Raw genomic sequence first — 21,395 nt, 5'->3', positions numbered from 1 at the left:
ACAGACACCCACTCAAATGGAAATAATGAGTGACTCTACTATGCTTAAATAATCATCAATAAATTTCCATTGAGAGTTATTATGGCCACGGCAAGAAAACAACAAATAAGCTTAGTTGACACGCCTTATTATCATTGTGTATCTCGTTGTGTTCGGCGGGCATATCTGTGTGGTGAAGATAAACACACCGGGCAAAGTTATGAACATCGACGTGCTTGGGTCGCCGATAAATTACAGGAGTTAAGTGACGTTTTTGCTATTGATGTCTGTGCTTATGCGGTCATGAGTAATCATACCCATTTGGTATTATTTATTGATGAGCAGCAAGCTAAGTCATGGACAATGCATGAAGTGATTAGCCGTTGGCATCGGTTATTTAAAGGGACCTTGCTAACGCAACAATATTTACGGGGTGAGCCACTCATTGACACGCTACAACAGGTTGTAAACGAAACCGCCAAGGTTTATCGTCAGCGCCTGATGGATATCAGTTGGTTTATGCGTATTTTAAATGAAACCATTGCTAAACAAGCCAATCTTGAAGATGGGTGTACCGGCAGGTTTTGGGAAGGACGTTTTAAATCTCAAGCCTTGCTTGATGAAGCCGCGTTAATAGCTTGTATGGCTTATGTCGATTTAAATCCAATTAGAGCTAAGGTAGCTAAAACTCCAGAAACATCGAACTACACCAGTATTCAGCGACGGATACAAGCAGCGATTAAAGGGCAACAAGCCCAACAATTACTTCCCTTTATTGGTAACCCAAGAAAGAACATGCCTACAGGTTTATCGTTTGAATTAAGTGACTATATACAATTGGTTGATGTAACTGGTCGTTGTATTCGAGCCGATAAACGCGGTTATATTGACAAAGCTCAACCTGAAATATTAACCCGCTTAGGCATTAGTACCCAAAACTGGTTAGTATTAACCACCCAGTTTAGACAATGTTTCCATGGTGCAGTAGGTAGAGCGCAAGCACTCACGGATTTTTGTGAACATCAACACTTAAAAAAACGAGCAACGGTGTCAATTTGCCAAAAGTTGCTTGCTTAATAATCCATATAACTCATCTAGATACATTACTCACTTAAGGCTAGTTGTGCCTTTAATTTGATGAATTCTCTGTTTTTGTGCATTGTTATTAATATTCTATTCGTCACCATAATAATCAAAGTAAAATTCGGCCCAATGTAAATCAGAAACGTTGATTTATTGAACTTAGGTATTAATTATTTTGAGTGGGTGTCTGGTGATTTTATGTTCCTATTTTTTGACGAACTGAAAAGCTCAGATTTAATTTCTAAATTAAAGTACCTTAATAAACTTTTAGTCTCTGTAATACATAACCACTCTATTTCTTCCCGAATCTTTTGCTTTATAAAGTACTTTATCCGCATTTATTAATAATACATCTAAATTTTCACCTACCTCCCAAGAAGATATACCGATGGAAATAGTAACGCGAACATTTGTTTCATTAATTGTACATTTAAGACCTTCAACGTTTGCTCTTATTCTTTCCCCAGCATCAATTGCTCTTTGTGGATTATTGCACTCTAATAAAATGACAAATTCTTCACCTCCAAGTCTAGCGAGAACTTCGAACTCACGTGTTGACCCTTTTAGTGATTTAGCAACCTCAATAAGTACATCGTCCCCAGCAGAATGACCATAGGTATCATTAACTTTCTTAAAAAAATCTATGTCGATCATAGCCAAATAAATTAGTTTATTATTATATTTTTTATTTTCTAAATTATTACGTTCTTCTCTTGCGATGATTTTGCCAGCATCCTCTACGAATGCACGACGATTCAAAAGACCTGTTAGCAAATCAACACGCGATTCTTTTATTGCAACTTCTCGCTCGTCTTGTAATTGACTTTGCACATCTTTGATTTGTTGTTTTGCAACTAGGCCTCCAAATAAGCTATGACTTAATGCTCCTGTCAATAAGATGAACTGTCCTGTTTTTGTCAAGGTTTCAGGGTGTTCTGGTGGTATCCACCCGATAGATTGAGCTAAAAAGATAGTGACTAGAAAAATCGCAATTGAGATACATAAAGAAACAAAAATACGTGAGTCACCAAAAGTTAATACTACTATAGGTAAACTAATGATAAGAAAGGTAAATGGGGATGATATCCCTCCAGTTATTACCATTCCATAGCTCAGTAAAAAAACGGTACTAATGAGAGTAAATAATATCGGAGCGGTTAAAGAACGAAATACATACATCATCAGAATACCTAAAAATATACATAAAACATCTATAATTAGAATGACGGGGACTGGGCTAGATATATCTTCAAAAACATAAAAAATAACAACCATGAAGAGAATGTTAAAATTAATGGCCCAAAGCATTCGAGATGCGCCCTTAAAGCGCCTGATCAATAGATTTGATTCTGGATTATTCGAAACTATATGTGGTATGAAATAGTCCGTAAATCCAATAAATTTGAGCCACATACATTACCTCTTAAATCTTATTATATTTTACAAGAATATAACAGACATCCACTCAAATGGAAATAATGAGTGACTCTACTATGCTTAAATAATAATCAATAAATTTCCATTGAGAGTTATTATGGCCACGGCAATAAAACAACAAATAAGCTTAGTTGACACGCCTTATTATCATTGTGTATCTCGTTGTGTTCGGCGGGCATATCTTTGTGGGGAAGATAAACACACCGGGCAAAGCTATGAGCATAGACGTGCTTGGGTCGCAGATAAACTACAGGCATTAAGTGAGGTGTTTGCGATTGATGTCTGTGCTTATGCCCTGTTTAGGTGATAGTACAAATATAACAGACACCCACTCAAATGGAAATAATGAGTGACTCTACTATGCTTAAATAACAATCAATAAATTTCCATTGAGAGTTATTATGGCCACGGCAAGAAAACAACAAATAAGCTTAGTTGATACGCCTTATTATCATTGTGTTTCTCGTTGTGTTCGGCGGGCGTATCTTTGTGGAGAAGATAAACACACCGGGCAAAGTTATGAACATAGACGTGCTTGGGTCGCCGATAAACTACAGGCATTAAGTGAGGTGTTTGCTATCGATGTCTGTGCGTATGCGGTCATGAGTAATCACACCCATTTGGTATTATTTATTGATGAGCAACAAGCGAAGTCATGGACAATGCATGAAGTGATTAGCCGTTGGCATCAGTTATTTAAAGGGACCTTGCTAACGCAACAATATTTACGCGGTGAGCCACTTATTGATACCTTACAACAGGTTGTAAACGAAACCGCCAAGGTTTATCGTCAGCGCTTGATGGATATCAGTTGGTTTATGCGTATTTTAAATGAAACTATCGCTAAACAAGCCAATCTTGAAGATGGGTGTACTGGCAGGTTTTGGGAAGGACGTTTTAAATCTCAAGCCTTGCTTGATGAAGCCGCGTTAATAGCTTGTATGGCTTATGTTGATTTAAACCCAATTAGAGCTAAGAGTGCTAAAACCCCAGAAACATCAAACTACACCAGCATTCAACGACGGATACAAGCAGCGATTAAAGGGCAACAAGCCCAACAATTACTGCCCTTTATTGGCAACCCAAGAAAGAACATGCCTACAGGTTTACCGTTTGAATTAAGTGACTATATACAATTGGTTGATGTAACTGGTCGTTGTATTCGAGCCGATAAACGCGGTTATATTGACAAAGCTCAACCTGAAATATTAACCCGCTTAGGCATAAGTCACGAAAACTGGTTGGTGTTAACTACACAATTTAGGCAGTGTTTCCATGGCGCAGTGGGTAGAGCGCAAGCACTCACGGATTTTTGTGAGCATCAGCACTTAAAAAAACGCGCAACGGTGTCAATTTGCCAAAAGTTGCTTGCTTAATAATCCATATAACTCATCGGGATAAATTACTCACTTAAGGCTAGTTGTGCCTTTAATTTGATGAATTCTCTGTTTTTGTGCATTGTTATTAATATTCTATTCGTCACCATAATAATCAAAGTAAAATTCGGCCCAATGTAAATCAGAAACGTTGATTTATTGAACTTATGTATTAATTATTTTGAGTGGGTGTCTGGTGATTTTTTTCTATAAGTTGTTCAAACGGACGAAAAACAGTTGGCTTTCGTTCGTTCCGCACTAATTTTAGCCAACTGCAATTTACCGCTTAAAACGGCGTTATCGATACAAAATCTAATCCAAATTGCTATTCACGCTAGTTGCCTAATGTCTCCAAAGTGGTAACAGTGCTCCTTAGCCCGTTAACCCGAACATGTTCATTTTCTAGAATTAACTAAGACTAGAATTAACTAAGACAGCCATCGTTATAGTTGCATAACCCTTTAGATTTTAGCTGCTATTTCTTAACTCATAGGCTTAAAATTAAAGTGGCTGTCTTTGTTATATATATTTGTTATATATTATTTATGCTCGTACTTGGCCATCACCAAAAACGACGAATTTCTCTGTGGTTAATGCTTCGAGTCCCATTGGACCATACGCATGTAATTTACTGGTTGAGATGCCTATTTCTGAGCCTAAACCTAATTGATTACCATCTGAAAAACGTGAAGAGGCATTGACCATCACTACCGAGGAATTTATTTGGCGAATAAATGCTTGGCTACGCGAAATATCTTGGCTGATAATTACTTCAGTATGATCAGAGGTAAACTCATGGATGTGGCTAATGGCCTTATCAAAACTACGGACCACCTTAACGGCGATTTCTTGCGCTAAATACTCGGCTTGATAATCTTCTTCGGTTGCTAATTCAGCATGAGCAAAATAACCAATACTATTTTTACAGGCATGTATTTTCACTTGTGCCGCCTCTTCAAGTGCCTTAGCCGCTAATGGCAAAAAGTCGGCACTGATATCTCCATGTACTAAGACCGTTTCAAAGGCATTACAAGCACTGGGCTTTTGTGTTTTACCGTTCACTAAAATATTAACTGCTTTCGTTAAATCGGCATATTTATCTATGTATAAGTGGCAAACGCCCTTAAAGTGCTGAATCACTGGGATACGACTATTTTCACTGACATAGCGGATAAGACTTTCGCCGCCACGTGGAATGACTAGATCTATGGTGTCGCTTTGTTTTAACAATTGCTCAATAACACTACGACTGGTATCCGGTACCACACTGACAATATTTTCATCGACATCATGAGCAATTAATACCTGATGCAAACAGTGAGCAATTGCTAAGTTGGAGTGAATTGCCTCTGAGCCACCTCGTAAAATCACCGCATTACCCGACTTTATACATAAAGCGGCAGCTTCGGCGGTAACATTGGGCCGTGCTTCGTAAATCATGGCAATAACACCAAGAGGGATACGCATTTTACCGACTTGAATACCGTTCGGGCGTAATGAGAGCTTATCAATACCACCGATAGGATCGGCTAAGGCAACAATTTCACGTATAGCGGCAGCAATTTCTTTAATGCCTTGCGCTGTTAATACCAGTCGATCAAGCATGGCTGCTGATAAACCTTTCTCTTTACCGGCGGCAATATCTTTACTATTTTCTTTAATAATAATGTCGCTATTATTTTCAATAGCCGTGGCCAGGGCATTTAACAAGGTGTTTTTTTTACTGCTGTTAAGTTGTGCCGCAACTCTGCTGGCTATTTTAGCCTTGTGTGCCATGGTGGCGATATTAAAGTCGGTCATCTTGCTACTCTTTCGAAAAGTTGTTTTAAGTATTTATGGGTAATTATAAAGTGGCTTATAAGGTTCTTTACCATGCTCTTTATAAAATAACCATATCATCGCGGTGTACTACTACATCACCTTGGTCATGGCCTAAAATAGTGCTGATATCGTTACTATGTTTACCCATAATTCGTTTTAAATCATGATAGCTATATAACGAAATACCTTTCGCGATTACGGCATTATTTTGTGCATCAATAAGCTCGACCGCATCGCCGGCTTTGAATTCTTTTGTTACCGATTTTATGCCAGCAGGTAATAGAGAGGCGCCTTTATTAACTAAGGCATTAACGGCGCCTGGGTCTAGGCTAATGATACCTTGGCTTTTTAAGGTATGTTTGAGCCAGTGTTTTTTTGCGCGAATAATATCTTTATCTGCGGCAAAACGAGTACCTGGATTAACTTTAGCTAACAGAGAGCTAAATACCTCACTTTTGGTACCGTTGATAATATAGGTATTGATGCCGTGTTCAACCGCTTTTTCTGCGGCTTGGATTTTGGTTTTCATACCACCAGTCGCCAAATGATTACGACTGGTGCCGGCCATGGCATAAATTTCATCAGTAATCTTATCAATATTAGGAATTAATACCGCATCATCATGGATTTTTGGGTCTTTGGTAAAAACGCCATCTATATCACTTAAGATGAATAAACTGTCGGCTTCACATACCTGAGCAACTAAAGCCGCAAGGTTGTCATTATCACCTATGGTAAGATCTTTAGTGGTGACTGTGTCATTTTCATTAACGATAGGCAGTATACCGTTGGCCAATTGAATTTTAATGGTTTCTTGGATGCTGACAAAACGTTTTCTATCGGTTAAATCTTCTTGGGTGACCAGTATCTGGCTACAAGGGCTATCAAAAAATCGCTGCCAATTAGCCATCATTTGCATCTGACCAACACTTGCCATGGCCTTTTTAGTGGCGACAGAGAGCTTTGGTGAACCATGATGAATAAGAGCACGGCCAGCTGCGACACCGCCAGAGGAAACTAAAATGATCTCTTTACCTTGTTGTTGGCATTTAGTAATAAATTGCGCAATTGCTAAGATATATTGGCCACTACAACCATCGCTAGTGGGTGCAACTAAGGCACTACCAACCTTGATTACGGCTCTATGAAAGTTCATTTTATCTCCTGTTTTTGTTGATTATTTGAGTATGCGATAAACTGAGTAAAAACTCAATTATTAACGGTGATTAGGTAAAGTTGCAAGTGTGAAAAGTATGTTTTTAGCTGTTTAATAACGTATATGCAGCTAAACATGCATTTTATCCCTTTATTTTAACTAAAAAAGTGCAAAGAAAGACCGATAAAAAAAAAGCGATCATTTTTCACCCATGCGTGATTTATACTGATAGCGTTATATTAAAATGAATTGCCTTAAGAAGTGAGAATAAAAAAATATAATTTATAGCTAAATCATGATTAAATAACGTAATCCGTGTGACTTATCTATTATTAGTAATTATTAAGATATGCTAAATTTTTTACCCGCAAAATTGATCGGTTTTTTATCTTTTTCCCTCTATATATTTAATACTATATTTTGGCTCTTGCCTATTTTAGTGTTTTCATTGTTTAAAGCATTAATACCATTGCGTTTTTCTAAACAGTTTTTTAGTTACTTACTCGACATGATGGCAAGTAATTGGGTAGCGACCAATAGTGTAATTCAAAAAGTATTCACTAAAACCACCATAGTGATAACTGGATTAGAAGAACTTAAAATTAAGGACTGGTATTTGGTGTTAGCAAACCATCAAAGCTGGGTTGATATTGTCGTTTTACAACGGGCTTTACATGGCCATATTCCATTTTTGAAATTTTTCTTAAAAAGAGAGCTTATTTACGTACCACTATTGGGCTTAGCTTGGTGGGCACTTGATTTTCCTTTTCTGAAGCGCTATAGCCAAGCTTTTTTAAAGAAGAACCCTCATTTACGTGGTAAAGATTTAGCAACGACCAGAAAAGCCTGTGCTAAGTTTAAACACAAACCTGTTAGTGTGATGAACTTTATTGAGGGTACTCGCTTCACTGAGAATAAGCATGATAAGCAAGGTTCACCCTTTAAATATTTACTGAAACCTAAATCAGGTGGTATCTCTTTTGTATTGGATGCCATGGGCGAGCATTTAACTAAAATTGTTGATGTTACTATTTATTACCCGGACGGCATCCCTAATTTTAGTGATTTTGTCTGCGGGGAAGTAGAAAGGGTGCATATTGAAGTACATGTTTTGGATATTCGTAGTGCCTTAGGGCATATCGACTTTTCAGATCGTAATGATAAAATTGCTTTTCAAAAGTGGTTAACTCAATTTTGGCATGAGAAAGATGCTCGTCTTGAAAAAATTAGCCAGCAGTATAACGATTAACTATTTAATAAAACTGAGCGCTTGCTGCCAGCGAGTCAATTCACTTAGCCAGACTATGACCGGAAACCTATATGAATGAACTGATCAGTATTTGGTTAAGTGAGCAAGGCCTTAGCGCTAAATATTTAGCCAGTGGCGCCATTAGCCTAGGCATCTGCTTAATATTTTTGCTTGCCGCGCTAAGTTATTATCTGGCAAAACATCAAGTATTAGCGTTGATAAACAAGGTCATTATTAATAGCAAAAACACCTGGGATGACACCTTGATGGAGCATGGCGTATTGAGTCGAATGGCCTTGCTGTTGCCGTTAGTGTTAGTACTCTTTTTAACCCCACTTATTATAGACACTAGCAGTGTCGCTAGTACCTTACTTATGCTATTTAGTAAGGTATTGCTTACCTTTCAAATATCTCGTTGTATTAGCGCCTTGCTAAATGTCAGTAAAAATATATACCAAGAAAGTGCCAAACAACGTTTTTTACCGTTAAGTGCTATTATTCAAATCATCAAATTAGCCTTATATTTAGTGACTGCTATTGTCATTCTTTCGCTTATTATAAACAAGTCACCGGTTTATTTACTCAGTGGCTTAGGGGCTTTAACCGCGGTTTTATTGTTGGTTTTTCAAGATACCATTAAAGGTTTGGTGGCCAGTATTCAAATATCAGCGAACCGCATGGTGGTTGCCGGTGATTGGATTGAATTACCTAAATATGGTGCCGATGGTGATGTCATAGAAATTGGTTTAAGTACGGTTAAAATAGAGAATTTTGATAAAACCATTACCACGGTACCAACTTACGCCTTGATTAGTGACTCTTTCAAGAACTGGCGTAATATGTATAACACTGGCGGGCGCCGTATTAAGCGCACGATTATTATTGATATCGGCAGTATTGGTTTTTATAGCGCAGCACAAATAAATAAGCTGACTAATGCCCACTTATTACAGGGTTATCTCAGTGATAAAAAGCAAGAACTCGCGAAAAATGAGCAAGATAATAATAGTGACCAAGAGAGTAATAGTGATGAAGTTGCGCAATCGTTGCATTCACTCAATAATCGACAGCTGACTAATATCGGTACTTTTCGTGCTTATATCACCAAGTACTTACAACAAAATAGTTGTATCCGTGATGACCTAACCTGTATGGTCAGACAGCTGGCTGCCACGGAAACTGGACTACCTTTAGAAATATACTGTTTTGCTAATACCACAAATTGGCCTGAATATGAGGCTATCCAAGCCGATATTTTTGATCATCTTTTTGCCATTGCACCACAGTTTGATTTACGTATTTTCCAGCACCCAAGTGGTTATGATTGGCAAAAAAACGCATAAAAATAATTCATACAATAGAGTGAAAGATGAAATCAATAGAAGAGCAATTAGCACGATATAAAAGCGTGCATTTAAATCAAAAAAATATTAACACCCATTTTATTGGTGTACCTTTAATTGTGTTGGCAGTCACCTTGATGCTGGATACCATTCGCTTTGAAATAAGTATCAATGATATCTTGAGTATGCCGTTCACCCTACACCTTACTTTAGCTATGGTGATTTTTGCGGTAATAGCAATTTACTATCTGGCTTTACACCGTTTTTTAGCCTTGGGCATGTTGCTGTATATTTTAGTTAACTTAGCTATCGCGCAATTATTTAGTGGCGTTGAGGGGGTATTTTATATTGCCATTGGCTTGTTTGTTGTTGGTTGGCTTATTCAATTTTTGGGTCATCATTATGAAAAAGCGAAACCGGCTTTTATGGATGACTTGAGCCAGATTGTTATTGGACCATTATTTTTAATGGCTGAAGTGTATTTTATGCTTGGTTTAGAGCCAGTATTAAAAGCAAATATTACTTCATTAGCGATTGAAAAGCGTAAAGCCTTAGCAAAAGCGCGCTAAGTAACGTCCGTTAAACTAGCTATCAAAAATGATATGGCTATAAACTTTATAGCCATAAACCTTACCGCTGTCTAATCACCCCTTCTTGCATGGTTGAAGCGACTAACTCACCCTGACGGTTATATATCTGTCCTCGAACCAGTCCTCGGCCATTACTCGCTGACGGACTGTCCATACAATAAAGTAACCAATCATCGAAGCGAAATGGACGATGGAACCACATAGCGTGATCTATGGTGGCTATTTGGAAGTTTGGCTGCCAATGACTTGCCCCATGAGGCAATAGCGCAGTCGGTAAAAAGTGAAAATCTGAGGTGTAAGCCAACATATAAGTATGTATGCCTCGATCATTCGGTAAATCACCGTTGGCTTTGATCCACATTTGGCTGGCCGAATTGGTTGGCTTTGGTTGTAACCAGTTATATTGTTGCACGGGACGAACATCGATAGGCTTTTCGGCTAAAAATTTTTCGCGCAGTGACTCAGGGATATACTGCTGATTCGCTTTTATATAATCGGTAAATGATGACAGTTCTTCAGGAGGGGTAACCTTTGGCATGGTATCTTGATGGTCAAAGCCCGTTTCAGTATGTTGAAAAGAGGCGGTCATATAAAAGATGGTTTTACCATTTTGTACCGCTTGCACACGACGGGTGCTAAAACTAGCGCCGTCACGAATGACTTCTACTTGATAAACAACCGGCATACTTGCATCGCCTGGGCGTAAAAAATATGAATGCAGCGAATGAACAAAGCGATTAGCGGCAATGGTCTCTTGAGCGGCAGAAAGGGCTTGACCCATTACTTGACCACCGAAGAGTGCCTTATAGCCTAAATCTTGACTTTGTCCGCGATAGATACCTTGCTCAATTACTTCTAATTTTAATAACGCCGATAATTCGTCTAGTACACGTGACATTTTTTTACCTTACATTTCAAAGGCTATTTGCCTAAATAGCAATTTATTTAAGGTATCTAGTGTAATCATTATTGATGTTACATGCAAAGTAGGTTAAGTTTTGTGCAAAATAATAATAATAATACAAATAACAGAATTTTAATTAAATCATAATTGGACTGGGAAGAGGTAATTATGGCTGTAGCAATGCGAAGAGAAAATTTGTTGGAACGTCGGCAAAACATGCCGAGTGATGCAGATGATCTCTGGGAAGAATTAACTCTGGCACAAAAATTTTCGGCCAGCAGCTTAACGCAATTTGGTTATCAACTTAACTTTATTAGAGATTTTCATGATAAGCATATTGCCGTGTTAAGCTGTAATGACAATATTGCGATTATCTCTAAAGGGGGAGAAATCAATACTCACCCTAATATCCAAATTCGTCATTAAGCTAGCGAGACAGAAAAAAGCGCCTATTGGCGCTTTTTTTGTGTCTTTTTTCTACTTTTTAAGGTTTTTCGGCGTTTAATAACGTAAAATAGTCGGCATTATTGGTAAATAAGTAATTGTATCTATGTCTCGTTCAAAAAAATCAAGAAAGCCAGGTAACGCACCGACTGCTAAACCTAAGTTAAGTAAGCAAGAATTATCTAAAGTTGAAAAACGGACTCGTAAAACTACGGGTAAACCGGCGGGCAATCGCCAAAAAGAAGCTGTGCAAGAAAAAACAAATAGCAATCAGCAAGTGACTAACACAGACTCTCGTTTAGGGAATAAAACCCCTATTGCTTTGGGAAAAATTGTCGCCAAAGCAGAAAAAACAAAACAAGTAAAAACACCACAAAAAAGCCAGAAGTCAGCAGGTATCGCTAGTATTCGTTATGTTGAAAATGTTGAAAATGTTGAAAATGCTGAGAGTGAACTCCCGGTTAACAATGAACTGTCTGCAGAGCAAGAACTTGATGCCATTGAGCAAGATGAAGCATTGCAAAGTATTTTAGCTAAGCAAGAAGATGATATTGCCTTAACTGAGCAAGAAGTTAATTACTACAATGACATGATGGCGCGTCATCAAGCTTTATCGACTGAATTAGGTCTTGATGAAGAAGATGATGAAGAAGTTAGCGATGAAGCTAACAACAGTGGTAGTGAAGAAGAGTTATGGGATAAGTTAGATAACCCTGACTTTTCCGATTTTAAAGAGAAAGAGTAGCCTGAATGAGTGATTTTTGGCTTTATGCTTTGTTGCTTGCTGTGATAATAGTCTTGGTTTTAGCATTTTATGCGGGCAAGCTATTAAAGCAAGTAGCACAGCAAAAGCAGCAACAAGCTCAAGCAAAAATAAAACAGCAACAAGCATTGAATAAACACGACAAGAAAGTTTTTGATAGTGTGTTATTAATTACTCGCGCTATGCAGCAAGAGCAATGTGAATTTGATGAAGGCTGCTGGCGCTTATCGGTACTGTTATCATCCTTAAAAACAGTGACTGAAGTAACGAGCAAGTTCCCCGGAATTTATACTCTATATGATGAAATTAAAGGCTTTGCCATACGTGATGCACGTAAAGCCTTAACAAAAAAAGAGCGCATGCGCGAAGACTATCAACGCATGAAGGCTTTAAATGAAATGCATGATAAAGTCGTCGCAGACTTAGATGTGCTGCATCAGTTCACCTCAGAGCAGCTCACTCGCTTAACTGCTTAGTTATCCCCTTTTTATATTTGCCGCCAATAGCGGCAATCTCTCGCTATTGCTCTTCTTATTAAGGCTATTATTGCGCTTGATCAATAACCCTATATCTCAACTGGCTATAATGTTTTCGTTAACTAAATAACAGAGTAAGAAAACATGCAAGTAAGTCAATTTTTAGATAATACGCTATTAAATAAATATAACACCAGTGGACCAAGATACACCTCTTACCCCACGGCGTTAGAGTTCCATGATGATTTTAACCATGACGATTTTATTGAAGCGATAGCAAATTCACCAAGCCGTGAATTGTCATTGTACGTACATATCCCTTTCTGTCATACACTTTGCTATTACTGTGGTTGTAATAAAGTGGTAACTCGCCATCGTGATAAAGCGGATACTTACCTGGAATATTTAGCGCAAGAAATAGCCTTACAAGCGCCATTATTTAAAGACTATAAAGTTAAACAGTTACATTGGGGTGGCGGTACACCAAGTTTTTTAACCCAGCCACAAATAACACAATTGGTCAGCTTGCTTAAAGAAAAGTTCGATTTTTCTGATGATTTAGAAATGAGTATTGAAATTGATCCTCGTGAAATCGAAATGGACTTAGCCGATCACTTATATGCTTTAGGTTTTAATCGCTTAAGCTTAGGTGTGCAAGATCTTGATTTAAAGGTACAACAAGCCATTAACCGCGTACAGTCAACTGAGTTTATTGGTGACTTTATTAAGCATGCTAAAGCGGTCGGCTTTAAATCTATTAATATCGATCTTATTTATGGCTTACCACATCAAACGCTAGTGAATTTTGAAAAAACCTTAGTGAAAGCACATCAATGGCATGTGGATCGTATTTCATTGTTTAGCTATGCCCATTTACCCAGTCGTTTTGCTGCGCAGCGTAAATTGCGTGATGAATGGCTACCTAATACGCAAGAAAAATTTGCCTTAATGAAGTTGGCTATTGAGAAACTCTGTGATTTTGGCTATGACTTTATTGGCATGGATCATTTTGCTAAGCCTAATGACGAGTTATCACTCGCGCAAAATGATGGAACTTTGCATCGTAACTTTCAAGGCTATACCACCAAGGGCGGCTGTGATCTATTAGGCTTAGGGGTGTCAGCAATTAGTGCCATTGGTAATAGCTTTAGCCAAAATATTAAAGATTTGAACGAATATTACCGAGCGATTACACAACACCAGCATGCACAAATTAAAGGTGTTAGCTTGTCGGAAGATGATATTTTACGCGGCGAAGTTATTGGTGAATTAATGTGTAACTTGTATCTAGATAAACAGGTAATTAATAAAAAATATAACATTAACTTTGATGAATACTTTGCGGAAGATTTACTGTTATTAAATAGCTTTATTGATGATGGTTTGCTCGAAAATAATAAAGATTTTATCAAAGTCGAGCAAAAAGCCCGTTTACTAATTCGTATTATTTGCATGAGCTTTGATGCTTATATGAAAAAACATATTAATCAACAGCGCTTCTCGCGGGTAATTTAATCTACTGGGTATACCTGCATAGACTTTGCGATTTGCTTGTTGAGGCTAACGTGTTGCAGGTAATTTACTAAAGATACTTATTGAAGGTAATGACCCCGAATGTTTAAGTTCGGGGCTTAGCACGGTAATTTTCTGCTTATTTAGGCGGGCAAGTTGAGTTAGCGAAATAAGCCCATATTCCTATCGGTAATGGCCTCTCGCCAACCTCCTAACCAGTGCGATTTCACCTCAATATTTTGATAAGGGCACTGCTCCTTAGCTTTGCCACCTAAGCCAGCTTGATAGCCATTAGCATGGGCTCTGCCAAATTTATCTCTTTTTTGTCTTTTCATCTACAACACCTCGTAATTATCTTATAAATTTATTGATAACAAATTTAGAAACCCTAATTAGCTAAAGGTTTCTAAATACTACAGAGTGGTCGATTTACTAACTTTGCCTTATATTTCGCATAAATTTTATTTAATCGACAGTTTATTTAAGAGGATTTTGGCAAGTGATGCAAGCGGAAAAAGCTAAATTACCAGCCTGAAAAAAAGACCGAAAGAGAAAGTTCTAATAGCTACTTTACTACCTTGAAAGATTGTTTGTTAAAACAACTGCTTAACAAATTGTCATGAGAATCGATATTACTTGAGATATTAAGTAGCCTGTTTTTTAGACAAAATTACTCTAAAGAAAATAGCATGGCAGGCTTTAATATTGGACAGTCTGATAGCAGGTTAATTGCTGAGGGACTTAGCTCACTTTGGCAAGGTTTAATTAAGCATTAACTTTTTAATAAAGGTTGCAGCATAGCTTCTAGCCCGTTGAGCTTTACTTCATACATTAAAGCTAACTGTTGCCCTAATTTCCCTTCGGGAAAACCCTTGCCATGGAACCAAACCAAATAAGGCTCCGGCAGTTGTAACAGCTTTCTGCCAGCATATTTTCCAAAGGGCATGGTTTGATTAATGGCATCAATCAGTGCTTGTTGGTCGTTTAGCAAAATACTTCCTTCTCTGGCGCGTGTCATATTAGTGACATATCTAAGTCACAAAAGCTTCATCGGCGCTCATTATACTGCTCCTATCTTAAAAGGTAACCGCGTTAATAAAATTAGGGAGGACAGATGTCAATTATTAGAAAGCGAAGTGCTGCTCACAAAGCGTACTTACCAGGTAATGTGCGTGATAATCAATATATTTTAGCTGAGTTTAGTTTGACCGATGAGTTAATACAGCAGTTTTCAGGAAAATACAGCGAGTTAAAACCACAGCCATACTCTGATTGTTATCAGCAATTATCGGCATTGTTTTTTGAATTGACCGATGAAATAGAGCTCGATAATTGTCAATTTATTGCCAACGATAAATTAGCGCGTGTTCGTTATAGCCAGGAATTACATCAATGGCAAACCAATCAGCAAATTATATTTTATTACAATCCCGAAAGTCACCACCTGAAAAAGTCATTCTTTGATGGTAGTAAAAGAGCAAAGAAAGTTTGCTTACTTTTTTTGGCTACGGGCAATGACATTCGAGTTAATGCCGCCAAATTCCATAGCCGAGTGAGTCAAGTGGTACAAAAATTCTGCGAAAAGATTCAGCTAGATAAAAGTGACATGCGTCTTAGAGATCATCAGCACCTTACCTATGATTTATTTGCTAAAAATAAGGGCTGTACCACAACACAAGTACATAAATTACGTGAAATTAAAAAACGTTATGCCAGTCAAGGTGTACAATTACCCGCTTACCACAGTGCCATGAGTTATGCCGTGGTCACCTTAAATATAACTAATAAACTATTGCAGCAGGTAGAAATTGATAGCAACTCACAAGATCCTTACAACCCTTTGTACACTTATTTAACTGACGTCTTTACTATGGCGGCAAAGCGCTATAACTTGAATAATGGTGCTATGATTGCTAATGGTTTAGTGCCAATTATTAGGTATAGTATTCATGAGATCGTTTCCCGTGTTGGCGAGTTACAAATGTTGGGCTACAACCCAGAGCAAAGCCCTTGTGGCATTATTAGTAAGTGGAATGCCAGGGAATTAACTGATAGCGTGCAATTCGTTTTTGTCGCGACCCCTGAGAATAATAGTGACTATGGTTTTGGTCGTTTTTTAAATCAAATCGAACAAGCGATGAAATTGATGGCGGTAGAGCTGGAAATAGAGCCGAGTAAAGACGAGTTGATGGTCAGATTTCATCAACATCTGGCTTATAATTTTTAATTGAGTTATTTAAGCTGATGGTGGCGATAATAAATTGAACGGCCGAAAGTCATTGCATTGTTATCATCACGCGGCGCAATAATAGCCTGAATCTGTTTGGTTATTGTTAAAACGTGTGGCATCTGCTTTTATTCGGTAACAAATAGGTTAAATAAGTATAATAATACTCTTAGGGTCTGTTGAAATTTTGACATAACTTTTACAGCACTTTGTTTGCTATGTAGACAAGGCAGAGCTCGTGCAGTGTCGCTCTGCTACGAAACTAGCGCCGCGATTAAAACCGCTTTATATTAGATAAATTTTAACCCTAAAAGATCAACAGAGCCGAGTAAAATAACCATGAGTTCTTAGCTTTTTGTAATAAGAAGACTGAGGTAAATGATAAAATTAATGAATAAGGTACCAGGTAAAATGACCGAGCAAGTTAACGAAAAAACGATACAAACGACTACTCTGGCTGGAGGTTGTTTTTGGTGTATTGAAAGTGCTTTTAACTGTGTTAAGGGTATTATTAGCGCAACATCTGGTTATATGGGTGGTGAGAGTATAGATCCAACGTATAAAGAGATTTGTACGGGCAATAGCGGCCATGCTGAAGTAGTACAGCTGCAGTTTGATAGCCAGATAATTAGTTATGGTGAAATACTGGAAATATTTTTCAGCTTACACAATCCAACACAGCTAAATCGTCAAGGCAATGATATTGGTAGCCAGTACCGCTCTGAAATATTTACCCATGATGCACAACAAGAAAAAGTTGCCTTAGCTATGCTGGCGCAGATCACGGCAAAGCAATTATTTGATGATCCTATCGTAACGCAAGTTAGCCCTGCAGTTACTTTCTATTGTGGTGAAGATTATCATCAAGAATACTTTAAAAATAATCCTGAAAATCAGTACTGCCAAGCAGTAGTATCACCTAAATTAGCCAAGTTTAGAAAAACCTTCGTGGCTAAATTGAAATAAGCGATAACGTTTTCTGCGTAATATTTTCTACCTTAACTGATGTTCTGCACTATATTTAACCTAGGTGTTGGCTGTTTTTTTTCGGTGGTGCTGCTATGCATAAGAAAAAACTTATTTTCTCTATTCTCACGCTATTAGCTGTTCTAGTCTGGTTATATCCGGCAGAGCAGCCTTATAAATATCGACAAGTTAAACGCATAGCGGTAGCAGAAGAAAATTATTTACTGCCAATTTTTCCGCATATTAGTCAAGTTAGTCGGCCAAAAGAAGCCTTTCATTTTCCTATTAAGTTAGGGGACGTTGGCCCCAGTAATTCTTTATATTCAGGGCCTAAGCAATATCCTTTTTATTGTATGACCATAGATTCACAGCTAGAGCAGCCTTTGGTTGATAACCAAGAAGGTTTTGGTGTGCCTGTCTATGATAATCTCGCCCAGCGCAGTAAAATTATTGGTTATTCAAAAGATTGCTTAGTGGCAAGTCATTTACAGTTTTATTATTTAACTCTAGATAATAACTTGGTTAAGCTGCCTATTGAGCAGTTTTCCCAATTAGCGTCTTTAAGAGATGCGCAGTTGCCTTTGCAATTGTTTCGAGCCGAGCAAGGCAGTATTAACCGCTTTATTTATACTATTGCTATGGCAATAACGCCGGAAGAGCTTGGCACACGTTCGATGAGCTCATTATGGAATAAAAAATTAATATATCAGTTTAATGGTGGCTCGGGCATAGGTTTTCGCCAAGGTCGACAAAAAGCAACCAGAACGATTACTCGTCGTTTAAGCGAAGTACAGCAAGGTTATGCGATCATAAGTTCCAGCGGTAATCGTACTAGTTATACCTATAACATGTTATTGGCCGAAGATACCGCTCGTAGGGTTAAGCTGCATTTTGTCAGTCTATTTGGTGAGCCTTTATACACGGTTGGTATTGGCGGCTCAGGTGGTGGCTTGGCGCAATATCTTATCGGACAAAATAGTCATGGTATTCTTGATGGCTTAATTCCGCAGTATTCATATCCTGATATGGTCAGCCAAACTATATATACCTTAGATTGTGATTTGTTTAATAATTATTTTACCTTTAGAGCCAAGGATAATAGCCGTTGGCAGCAATGGGATCAGCGACAACTACTTGAAGGCATGAATAGCTTACAAGACTTTCCGCAAAAAATAGCCTTTTTACAACCAGTAGCGCAATTAATGGCGGGTATGGTACCGAGTTTCCCCCAAGGTAATAGTGAATGTATCAATGGTTACTTTGGCTTATCCACCTTTATCCACAACCCAAGACAAGGCTTCTTGCGACATTTTTATAGCGATGAAGTGGTAAAACAAACCAATTGGAATTATTGGGAAGATATGGCTTGGCTTTTCAGTCGTGATCAACATGGCTTAGTGGAAAGTACTTGGGATAATGACGGGGTGCAATATGGTTTGCATGCCTTAAAACAAAAACAGATCACTTTAGCTGAATTTGTCCATCTCAATAAAAACATAGGCAGTTGGAAAGAGCAGTACAAAATGAAGGCTGAAAATATTATCACGCCGTTTGGCCGGAAAATGCCTTTTTGGTTGTCTTTATGGGGCAGTGACAATATAACTCAAGTCATTGATAACCAAATGGCGCCACGGCGTAGTGCTTCACTCAACGCTATTGAGGCGGCTTATCGAGGAGGACAGGTTTTTATTGGTAAGCTGGACTTGCCTATCATTGATGTTCGTCATTACTTAGAAGAAAAACTCGATATGCATCATATGTCGGCATCTTTTAGTACTCGTTTACGTTTACAACAAGCCAATGGCCATTTTGATAACCAAGTTATTTGGGTGGCAAAGCGCGACTTTGATCCAACCAAGAACGCTTTTGTTTTGATGGATTTATGGCTACTAAAACGCAAACAGTTTCCTGAGCTCAATGCCGCGCAAAGCAAGCCAGTACAATTACAAGATACTTGTTTTGATGATAAGGGCGAGGTAATAGCGCAAGGCAAGGGGGTTTGGCAAGGAAAATGGAATCAAGTTGGCTATGAAAAAAAATCGTTAAATCGAGGCGCATGTGCAGAGCATTATGCTATTTTTTCCAATAGCCGTATTCAAGCAGAAGGTCCATGGCAGGGGAGTGTGTTTAAATGTTATAAAATTCCACTTGCGCAGGCCATTAAACAAGGTATGTATGGCTCTATTGACTTAACTAAACACCTCAAGGATATGCAGGTTATTTTTGCTAGCGGGGTGTGTGACTATAGCCAGGGCGATGCCGGTAGGCCTAAAGATATTTAGGGGCGGTTAAATTTTTATTCGTTTAATACTGCTATCTGAAATACTTGATTTATTAGATGATTACCTAAAGGGCAACAGCGCAAACTTAGCTAATATATTTTTGCCAGTGGTTTGTTATTGTGGATAGCCATTTGTTTTTTAAAGTTATATTTAAGAACGTTTTCATACAAAAAAAGCGGTCAGCATAAGATGCTTAGCGCTTTTTTATTATTCGAGTATAGACTTGCTGTTACTTAAAGCGCATCGACAAATCAATCGCGTTAACATGCTTGGTTAGCGCACCACTGGAGATGTAATCGACACCTGCTTTGGCGTATTCTTGCAACGTTTCTATGGTCATATTGCCGGATACTTCTAACTTTGCTTTACCGCGAGTTGCCGTTACGGCTTGCTCTATCATGGCCGGAGTGAAGTTATCTAACATGATAATATCAGCGCCAGCATTAAGTGCTTGGTCAAGCTCATCGAGAGACTCAACCTCTACTTCAACGGTTTTATCACTGTGATTTTTTTTAGCGCTAGCTACCGCTTGGCTAATGCCACCACAAGCGGCGATATGATTCTCTTTTATTAAAAAGGCATCAAATAAACCAATTCTATGGTTTACCCCACCACCACAAAGCACAGCATATTTTTGTGCGCTACGTAAACCTGGTAAAGTCTTGCGGGTATCAAGCAGCTTAGTTTGGCTACCGGCTAGCTCTTTTACATAGTGGCTGGTTAACGTGGCAGTACCCGATAAGGTTTGCAAAAAGTTTAACGCCACACGTTCACCGGTTAATAAAATACGAGCATTACCTGCTAATTCGAATAAAGTGCTATTGGCAGCAACGGCTTCACCGTCATTAACAAACCAGGTAATTTTTGTAGGTAAAGAGTTAGTGGTTTGCTGCGTTGATTTATTTAATGAAGCATCTAGTTGCTTGAATACTTCGTTGACCCAAGCAACACCACAGATGATACAATCTTCACGAGTAATTACAGTAGCGACGGCTTGTTCATGTTCAGGAATGAGCATAGCGGTAATATCTTGGTTTGCTTGAGGCATTGCATCACCAACGGCGCCTAAATCTTCACAAAGGGCCCAAGAAATGGTTTTACTAATATCTTGCTGTAATTTTTCTAATTGTGCATTAAGCATGGTTTGCTTCCTGTTACAGGGGTTCTCGTAAGATTAATTGTTTACCCGTTTGATAAAAGTCTACTTGTTTTAGTGCGCTCATGCCTAATAGTATTTCATCTGCTTTCATTGCCGGGTTAATGTGAGCAGCGACATTATACAAGAAAATATTACCTAAGCTCAATTGCGCAATTTCAGTTTTATAAACCGTGATAGTGCCATTGGCGGTTTGTACTCGGTAACTCCCTTGAACTACTAGGTCTAGTTGCTCTGCTATATGGGCAGGGATTGATACCTGGGTTGCACCAGTATCGAGTAAAAAGGTCACCGCAGTGCCATTTATTGTGCCGCTAGCAAGATAATGACCTTGCCTATTTTGCGCTAAAATCACTTCAGCTTGACCATCGGCGGTTAAACGCATTTCTGGCTGGCTATTAGGATTATATTGTTCATCAAGTATATCTTGAAATAAAAACATTAATAACGCCAGCGCTATTATCCAAGCAATCCAGACAAAAATTTTCGCCATTTTGTTTGTTGGGTCAACTTCAGTCATACTAAGCAGCTCTTGATAAGGTTAGCTGTATTGTATGTTGTCTTAAGTAAGCAATAAAGCCCAAAATGTAACCTTAACCAAGTGCCGAAAAGTAATACCACTAAAATAATG

General features: G+C 38.3%; 20 protein-coding genes and 1 pseudogene. 13 read left to right on the top strand and 8 right to left on the bottom strand.

Translation table 11 applies throughout. The features are described 5' to 3' along the window. Positions 1-81: 81 nt before the first annotated feature. The gene (locus CMT41_RS17285) at positions 82-1,056 is read left to right on the top strand and encodes a transposase (protein ID WP_058027962.1); all 975 of its coding nucleotides are present in this window, start codon (positions 82-84) and stop codon (positions 1,054-1,056) included. Between the two features lie 273 nt (positions 1,057-1,329). Here the strand turns inward: CMT41_RS17285 and CMT41_RS17280 are convergent, their stop codons facing one another. Then, the gene (locus CMT41_RS17280; RefSeq protein WP_198149760.1) at positions 1,330-2,370 is read right to left on the bottom strand and encodes a GGDEF domain-containing protein; all 1,041 of its coding nucleotides are present in this window, start codon (positions 2,368-2,370) and stop codon (positions 1,330-1,332) included. 226 nt (positions 2,371-2,596) lie between these two features. Between CMT41_RS17280 and CMT41_RS17275 the strand changes: the two are divergent. Beyond that, a pseudogene (locus CMT41_RS17275) lies at positions 2,597-2,797 on the top strand (Type I secretion system protein TolC); the annotation flags it as partial. 103 nt (positions 2,798-2,900) lie between these two features. After that, positions 2,901-3,875 carry a transposase gene (locus tag CMT41_RS17270; RefSeq protein WP_058027959.1) on the top strand — a complete coding sequence of 325 codons (975 nt, stop codon included), beginning with the start codon at positions 2,901-2,903 and terminating at the stop codon, positions 3,873-3,875. 543 nt (positions 3,876-4,418) lie between these two features. Here CMT41_RS17270 and CMT41_RS17265 read toward each other — a convergent pair. Then, positions 4,419-5,675 (bottom strand): glutamate-5-semialdehyde dehydrogenase, encoded by a 1,257-nt coding sequence (locus CMT41_RS17265; RefSeq protein ID WP_057183112.1) that lies wholly within the window; start codon positions 5,673-5,675, stop codon positions 4,419-4,421. 79 nt (positions 5,676-5,754) lie between these two features. Beyond that, positions 5,755-6,852: a glutamate 5-kinase gene (gene proB, locus CMT41_RS17260; protein ID WP_057183110.1), complete on the bottom strand. Its 1,098-nt coding sequence runs from the start codon at positions 6,850-6,852 to the stop codon at positions 5,755-5,757. Between the two features lie 349 nt (positions 6,853-7,201). Here proB and CMT41_RS17255 point away from each other — a divergent pair, with 349 nt between their 5' ends. The 3 genes from CMT41_RS17255 to CMT41_RS17245 all read left to right on the top strand — a co-directional run bounded on the left by CMT41_RS17255 (position 7,202) and on the right by CMT41_RS17245 (position 10,013). Then, on the top strand, positions 7,202-8,101 hold the full coding sequence (locus tag CMT41_RS17255) for an acyltransferase (protein ID WP_058027958.1): 900 nt from the start codon (positions 7,202-7,204) through the stop codon (positions 8,099-8,101). A gap of 71 nt (positions 8,102-8,172) precedes the next feature. After that, positions 8,173-9,444, top strand: coding sequence for a mechanosensitive ion channel family protein (locus tag CMT41_RS17250; RefSeq protein WP_058027957.1), 1,272 nt, complete (start codon positions 8,173-8,175; stop codon positions 9,442-9,444). 26 nt (positions 9,445-9,470) lie between these two features. After that, positions 9,471-10,013 (top strand): Mpo1 family 2-hydroxy fatty acid dioxygenase, encoded by a 543-nt coding sequence (locus CMT41_RS17245; RefSeq protein WP_058027956.1) that lies wholly within the window; start codon positions 9,471-9,473, stop codon positions 10,011-10,013. A 61-nt stretch (positions 10,014-10,074) separates the two neighbouring features. Here CMT41_RS17245 and tesB read toward each other — a convergent pair whose 3' ends face one another. After that, positions 10,075-10,932, bottom strand: a complete 858-nt coding sequence (gene tesB / locus CMT41_RS17240; protein WP_057183102.1) for an acyl-CoA thioesterase II — start codon at positions 10,930-10,932, stop codon at positions 10,075-10,077. Between the two features lie 174 nt (positions 10,933-11,106). Between tesB and CMT41_RS17235 the strand changes: the two genes are divergently transcribed. From CMT41_RS17235 to hemN, 4 genes are all read left to right on the top strand, one after another. Beyond that, entirely contained in the window at positions 11,107-11,364 is a 258-nt protein-coding gene (locus CMT41_RS17235; RefSeq protein WP_057183100.1) for a hypothetical protein, read from the top strand. Between the two features lie 124 nt (positions 11,365-11,488). Further along, positions 11,489-12,127, top strand: a complete 639-nt coding sequence (gene yihI, locus CMT41_RS17230; protein ID WP_057183098.1) for a Der GTPase-activating protein YihI — start codon at positions 11,489-11,491, stop codon at positions 12,125-12,127. Positions 12,128-12,132: 5 nt separating this feature from the next. Continuing rightward, positions 12,133-12,621, top strand: a complete 489-nt coding sequence (locus tag CMT41_RS17225) for a DUF2489 domain-containing protein (RefSeq protein WP_057183096.1) — start codon at positions 12,133-12,135, stop codon at positions 12,619-12,621. Positions 12,622-12,765: 144 nt separating this feature from the next. Continuing rightward, the gene (hemN, locus tag CMT41_RS17220; RefSeq protein ID WP_057183095.1) at positions 12,766-14,136 is read left to right on the top strand and encodes an oxygen-independent coproporphyrinogen III oxidase; all 1,371 of its coding nucleotides are present in this window, start codon (positions 12,766-12,768) and stop codon (positions 14,134-14,136) included. A 158-nt stretch (positions 14,137-14,294) separates the two neighbouring features. On the opposite strand, the gene rmf is transcribed toward hemN, so the two are convergent. Next, a complete protein-coding gene (gene rmf, locus CMT41_RS17215; protein WP_057183093.1) occupies positions 14,295-14,468 on the bottom strand; it encodes a ribosome modulation factor in 174 nt (57 codons plus the stop codon). 437 nt (positions 14,469-14,905) lie between these two features. After that, complete coding sequence (locus tag CMT41_RS17210; protein WP_057183091.1) at positions 14,906-15,151, bottom strand: DUF3820 family protein; 246 nt, start codon at positions 15,149-15,151, stop codon at positions 14,906-14,908. 96 nt (positions 15,152-15,247) lie between these two features. On the opposite strand from CMT41_RS17210, the gene CMT41_RS17205 reads away from it, so the two are divergent. The 3 genes from CMT41_RS17205 (at position 15,248) to CMT41_RS17195 (ending at position 19,608) form a co-directional block, all read left to right on the top strand. After that, the gene (locus tag CMT41_RS17205) at positions 15,248-16,360 is read left to right on the top strand and encodes a DUF3083 family protein (protein ID WP_057183089.1); all 1,113 of its coding nucleotides are present in this window, start codon (positions 15,248-15,250) and stop codon (positions 16,358-16,360) included. A 411-nt stretch (positions 16,361-16,771) separates the two neighbouring features. Next, entirely contained in the window at positions 16,772-17,326 is a 555-nt protein-coding gene (msrA, locus tag CMT41_RS17200) for a peptide-methionine (S)-S-oxide reductase MsrA (RefSeq protein WP_058028272.1), read from the top strand. A gap of 95 nt (positions 17,327-17,421) precedes the next feature. Then, positions 17,422-19,608 (top strand): DUF6351 family protein, encoded by a 2,187-nt coding sequence (locus CMT41_RS17195; RefSeq protein ID WP_058027955.1) that lies wholly within the window; start codon positions 17,422-17,424, stop codon positions 19,606-19,608. A gap of 229 nt (positions 19,609-19,837) precedes the next feature. On the opposite strand, the gene nadC is transcribed toward CMT41_RS17195, so the two are convergent. After that, positions 19,838-20,749: a carboxylating nicotinate-nucleotide diphosphorylase gene (nadC, locus tag CMT41_RS17190; RefSeq protein WP_057183085.1), complete on the bottom strand. Its 912-nt coding sequence runs from the start codon at positions 20,747-20,749 to the stop codon at positions 19,838-19,840. A gap of 13 nt (positions 20,750-20,762) precedes the next feature. Continuing rightward, positions 20,763-21,284: a retropepsin-like aspartic protease family protein gene (locus CMT41_RS17185; protein ID WP_058027954.1), complete on the bottom strand. Its 522-nt coding sequence runs from the start codon at positions 21,282-21,284 to the stop codon at positions 20,763-20,765. Positions 21,285-21,395: the final 111 nt, after the last annotated feature.

The organism is Colwellia sp. MT41 (genome assembly GCF_001444365.1).
Lineage (GTDB): Bacteria > Pseudomonadota > Gammaproteobacteria > Enterobacterales > Alteromonadaceae > Colwellia > Colwellia marinimaniae.
The sequence above is the reverse complement of the archived record's forward strand: the minus strand, read 5'-3'. Positions and strand labels throughout refer to the sequence as shown.

Coding starts and splice junctions, on each gene's coding strand:
- CMT41_RS17255 (WP_058027958.1), top strand. CDS start 7,202: ATGCTAAATTTTTTACCCGCAAAATTGATCGGTTTTTTATCTTTTTCC.
- CMT41_RS17185 (WP_058027954.1), bottom strand. CDS start 21,284: ATGACTGAAGTTGACCCAACAAACAAAATGGCGAAAATTTTTGTCTGG.
- CMT41_RS17195 (WP_058027955.1), top strand. CDS start 17,422: ATGCATAAGAAAAAACTTATTTTCTCTATTCTCACGCTATTAGCTGTT.
- msrA (WP_058028272.1), top strand. CDS start 16,772: ATGACCGAGCAAGTTAACGAAAAAACGATACAAACGACTACTCTGGCT.
- nadC (WP_057183085.1), bottom strand. CDS start 20,749: ATGCTTAATGCACAATTAGAAAAATTACAGCAAGATATTAGTAAAACC.
- rmf (WP_057183093.1), bottom strand. CDS start 14,468: ATGAAAAGACAAAAAAGAGATAAATTTGGCAGAGCCCATGCTAATGGC.
- CMT41_RS17250 (WP_058027957.1), top strand. CDS start 8,173: ATGAATGAACTGATCAGTATTTGGTTAAGTGAGCAAGGCCTTAGCGCT.
- CMT41_RS17235 (WP_057183100.1), top strand. CDS start 11,107: ATGGCTGTAGCAATGCGAAGAGAAAATTTGTTGGAACGTCGGCAAAAC.
- yihI (WP_057183098.1), top strand. CDS start 11,489: ATGTCTCGTTCAAAAAAATCAAGAAAGCCAGGTAACGCACCGACTGCT.
- CMT41_RS17280 (WP_198149760.1), bottom strand. CDS start 2,370: ATGCTTTGGGCCATTAATTTTAACATTCTCTTCATGGTTGTTATTTTT.
- tesB (WP_057183102.1), bottom strand. CDS start 10,932: ATGTCACGTGTACTAGACGAATTATCGGCGTTATTAAAATTAGAAGTA.
- hemN (WP_057183095.1), top strand. CDS start 12,766: ATGCAAGTAAGTCAATTTTTAGATAATACGCTATTAAATAAATATAAC.
- CMT41_RS17270 (WP_058027959.1), top strand. CDS start 2,901: ATGGCCACGGCAAGAAAACAACAAATAAGCTTAGTTGATACGCCTTAT.
- CMT41_RS17205 (WP_057183089.1), top strand. CDS start 15,248: ATGTCAATTATTAGAAAGCGAAGTGCTGCTCACAAAGCGTACTTACCA.
- CMT41_RS17245 (WP_058027956.1), top strand. CDS start 9,471: ATGAAATCAATAGAAGAGCAATTAGCACGATATAAAAGCGTGCATTTA.
- CMT41_RS17210 (WP_057183091.1), bottom strand. CDS start 15,151: ATGACACGCGCCAGAGAAGGAAGTATTTTGCTAAACGACCAACAAGCA.
- proB (WP_057183110.1), bottom strand. CDS start 6,852: ATGAACTTTCATAGAGCCGTAATCAAGGTTGGTAGTGCCTTAGTTGCA.
- CMT41_RS17265 (WP_057183112.1), bottom strand. CDS start 5,675: ATGACCGACTTTAATATCGCCACCATGGCACACAAGGCTAAAATAGCC.
- CMT41_RS17225 (WP_057183096.1), top strand. CDS start 12,133: ATGAGTGATTTTTGGCTTTATGCTTTGTTGCTTGCTGTGATAATAGTC.
- CMT41_RS17285 (WP_058027962.1), top strand. CDS start 82: ATGGCCACGGCAAGAAAACAACAAATAAGCTTAGTTGACACGCCTTAT.